The organism is Pseudoalteromonas sp. TB25, assembly GCF_000497995.1.
In the GTDB taxonomy this organism is placed as follows: Bacteria; Pseudomonadota; Gammaproteobacteria; order Enterobacterales; family Alteromonadaceae; genus Pseudoalteromonas; species Pseudoalteromonas distincta.
In genome coordinates this window covers 1-2,020 of record NZ_AUTI01000248.1, presented here as the reverse complement: position 1 = coordinate 2,020, position 2,020 = coordinate 1, and the positions used below count along the sequence as shown (strand labels likewise).

At 41.3% G+C, this 2,020-nt stretch carries 1 protein-coding gene and 1 pseudogene; one reads left to right on the top strand and one right to left on the bottom strand.

Annotation, left to right across the window (positions count from 1 at the left end):
- Nucleotides 1-908: pseudogene (locus L652_RS0107800) on the bottom strand (DPP IV N-terminal domain-containing protein); the annotation flags it as partial.
- Nucleotides 909-1,074: 166 nt separating this feature from the next.
- Between L652_RS0107800 and L652_RS0107795 the strand changes: the two are divergent.
- Nucleotides 1,075-2,020: LacI family DNA-binding transcriptional regulator (locus L652_RS0107795; protein WP_024596134.1), on the top strand; the 946-nt coding region annotated here is incomplete at its 3' end.

Sequence of the window (2,020 nt, the reverse complement as noted above, 5' to 3'; positions counted from 1 at the left end):
TGTTTTGCCAGCTCTGCTAATGCATAGCCGCGCATGCCCCATATTTGCCACGTGCTTGCAAAGCGGCTGTAAGGCACTTGATACGAAAACGGCTCATTAATACCGGCAACTAAAATATTGGTAGAATCAGGTGATACTGAAAACGATTTAAATAAAGAAGGGCTACCTATTGCTTGAGTATTGCCATCAAGCGTTATGTAAGCCAATTGCCCTTGCCCGTAAAACTTAAACTGTGATTCATCAAACGGGCTGGTTAATAAATTTTGGTAAGTACGTGCTGGCGCTTTTTCGCCAGTACTTTGTTGAATAACAGGCACTACATTTTGGCTGTTATTTTCAAGCCTTGGTTTACCAAAATTAACAGCAAGATTTGCAACAATGGCGCTGCTATCTGGCAGCCATTTATATGGCGATGCAGTTAGTACCGAATTTAACGCAGCACTAGTTAACTCTTTTGCTTGTTTGGTTTCAACGCTGTAAAGCCATAAGTTGGCTTGGGTTGGTTGCTCAACAACAAAGGCTAAATATTTACTATTAGATGACCATTTAGGTGAGCGGATAATGCCATTAGGTAAGTTGTTAATGCTAATAACCGACCCGCTTTGAACATGCTTAAGCTCCACGGCACTAAATTTGGCACTCACACGAGAGCGCGAAAAATTAGCGGGGTTTAGCTTAATACCTGCAAGCTTAAGCTCTTCTTTTGCAAGTTCATCAAGGGTTACTACACGTTTGCGCTCAAAAAGCGCTANCTGGCCATCGCTCGATAAGTAACTAGTGGGTGCTAACTTAGCGTCAACCAATGCTGCAAGTTCGGGTGATGGGGTTTGATAGCCCTGCTCGGCGTAACTTGTTGGGACTAATGCCGCACAACAAATAAAGACAACTAACAGCCTAAAAGCGCTCATGTTTTTATCCTTTTGTTATTTTTTACTCTTATAGGCGTATATAAACACGTTTTGCTTTGTTCATAAAGTATTAAGGTAAGTTAAACACCTCTAAAAGATGACTTAATAGTGCTGATTAAGCTAAACTACAGCGCTATTTATTCACCACTGCGGTACTTAAAATACAATGCATAACAAAGCCAAATCAGTCACCATTTTTGATGTTGCAGAGCGTGCTGGTGTATCAAAATCAACCGTATCCTTGGTACTTACCCAAAGCGATAAAGTGGGCAATAAAAGTAAACAAAAAATACTCAAAGCGATAGATGAGCTAGGGTACGTTTATAATCGTGATGCCGCTGCTATGCGCTCAAAACGCTCTAACTTAGTGGCCATAGTAATAAATGATTTAACTAACCCAGCTATGGCACACCTTGCTACCAGCTTACAACTTTTGTTAAACGACAATGGCTTACAAGCCATGATTGTAAGCAGTAATAATAGTCTTGAGCTACAAGCAAACGCAGTTAAAAACTTAAAAGAATACAACGCAGCTGCATTTATTATTTGCCCCGTTGCTAATACTTGCCCCAAATGGCTTGATGCGCTCAGCGCGCAACACAAAGTAATTACCTTAATGAGTGAAGTGCCCTTTAGCGCAGCTCCGTGTGTATTACCCGACTATAAAAAAGCCAGCCACGTAGCCAGTATGCATTTACTCGCACAAGGCGTGACAAACATAGCATTTATAAGCAGTGAACTTACTTTAAGTGATTCACAAGCACTGCAAAGTGGCTTTAATACCGCTTGCGCGCAGCACAGCATTACACCATTAGCACCCATTCACTGCGCAGTAAACGCAGCCCTTAGCGCTAAAAATGCATTTATAGAAGCATATAAACACAACCCAACATTAAACGCTGTGGTGTGTGCAAACGATATTATTGCTCAAGGTGTTATTGCTGCTATTAACTCATTAACACATCACTGTATTAAAGTGGTGAGTTGCCACCATATTCCTAATAGCGCGGTTATAAATGATCACTTAACCACTGTGGCTATAAGTACAACTGATATAGCCAAGCGGTGCCTTTTAATACTGCAAGAGCTACTACAAAATACAGCCCCGCCAG